This is a genomic window from Psychrobacter sp. CX18 (assembly GCF_057396215.1).
Window position 1 is genome coordinate 1 of the sequence record NZ_JBXYJH010000039.1, and the last position, 1,973, is coordinate 1,973.

General features: G+C 50.0%; 1 protein-coding gene. It reads left to right on the forward strand.

Annotated features, from left to right (window positions below):
• Positions 1–1,973: Ig-like domain-containing protein (locus AC2SLT_RS13110; protein WP_486548093.1), on the forward strand; the 1,973-nt coding region annotated here is incomplete at both ends.

The window sequence follows — 1,973 nt, forward strand, 5'->3', positions numbered from 1 at the left end:
TCCCAGCCGATGCTGAAGAAGGTGACGTACTGACCATCACCGACCAAGCAGGTAATGAGCTTGGCGAATACACCGTAGGCACCAATGTCGATCCGGAAGACACCGTCACCGTCACCGCAGCAGTACCTGCTAACGGCGACACCTTAGAAGTAACAGCTGTTCTTGCAGACCCTGCAGGGAACGAAGTAGAAGGCACAGACAGTGCAAAAGTGGATACCCAACCGCCGACAGCCCCGACAGCAGTCATAGGTGATGGCGATGAGTTTATCACCGCAGATGAGATTGATGCCGATGGTAATGTTCCTGTCACCGTCACTCTACCGGATGACGCCGAAGTGGGCGGTTTTGTCACCGTCAACGGTGTTGAGCAAGAAATCACCCAAGCAGACAAAGACGCCGGTGAAGTAGTGGTTGACATACCTGCACCAGCAGAAGGTGAAGCGCTTGACGTTGAAGCAACGATCACTGACCCTGCAGGTAACCAAAGCGAACCTGGTACAGACAGTGCCACTCGTGACACTGTCGCACCGACAGCCCCGACAGCAGTCATAGGTGATGGCGATGAGTTTATCACCGCAGATGAGATTGATGCCGATGGTAATGTTCCTGTCACCGTCACTCTACCGGATGACGCCGAAGTGGGCGGTGTTGTCACCGTCAACGGTGTTGAGCAAGAAATCACCCAAGAAGACAAAGACGCCGGTGAAGTAGTGGTTGACATACCTGCACCAGCAGAAGGTGAAGCGCTTGACGTTGAAGCAACGATCACTGACCCTGCAGGTAACCAAAGCGAACCTGGTACAGACAGTGCCACTCGTGACACTGTCGCACCGACAGCCCCGACTGCAGTCATAGGTAATGGCGATGAGTTTATCACCGCCGATGAGATTGATGCCGATGGTAATGTTCCTGTCACCGTGACCCTACCGGATGACGCCGAAGTGGGCGGTGTTGTCACCGTCAACGGTGTTGAGCAAGAAATTACCCAAGCAGACAAAGACGCCGGTGAAGTAGTGGTTGACATACCTGCACCAGCAGAAGGTGAAGCGCTTGACGTTGAAGCAACGATCACTGACCCTGCAGGTAACCAAAGCGAACCTGGTACAGACAGTGCCACTCGTGACACTGTCCCACCGACGAACAGTGTAACCACTTTAGTTATTAATGATATTACAGACGACAACACTGTCAACGCAGCAGAATCTGAGAGTCTCGTAACCCTAACAGGAACTGTGACAGGAGAATTCACTGACGGTGATATCGTCACACTAACGATAAATGGCAATGAGTTCACAGGTGCTGTAGATGCCGATGGCGCCTTTAGTATTGAAGTATCAGGCGCTGATTTAGCAGCGGATCCTGACACCACCATTGATGGTGTTATTGCCGCCACTGATGAGGCAGGCAATACCGGTCCTGTAACCGCTACTAAGGAGTATGAAGTAGCGACTGAGTTATCATATCGTCCAACAGTTACTATTATTTCGGACAGCAGTCCAGACGATGGCTTTATCAATGCTGAGGAGTTAAATGGTCAAACTGAGCTAGACGTTGAGATAGCTGTGCCATCAGATGCGCAAATCGGAGACGTCTTAACAGTTACCGACTATTTAGGTACTAGCTATACTTATGAAGTTGGTGATACCGTTTTACGTGGAGGTACAGTCACAATACAAGTCCCTGTACCGGCCGAGAATGAGACCATACAAGTTACTGCCACATTGACTGATGCCACAGGTAATTCATCTCAAGCTTCGGACAGTGCCGTGATTGATACTACGGTAGATGCGCCAACCATCAACATAGTAGATGATGCGAATAATGATGAGTATCTCAACATAGAAGAGCTTGCAGGCAAAACGCAACTTACTGTTGATGTTGTTATTCCGGATACTGCAGAAGTAGGAGACGAGCTTACCATTACTGACCAAGCAGGTAATACGCTTGAGACTTACATAGTAGGTACAAATGCT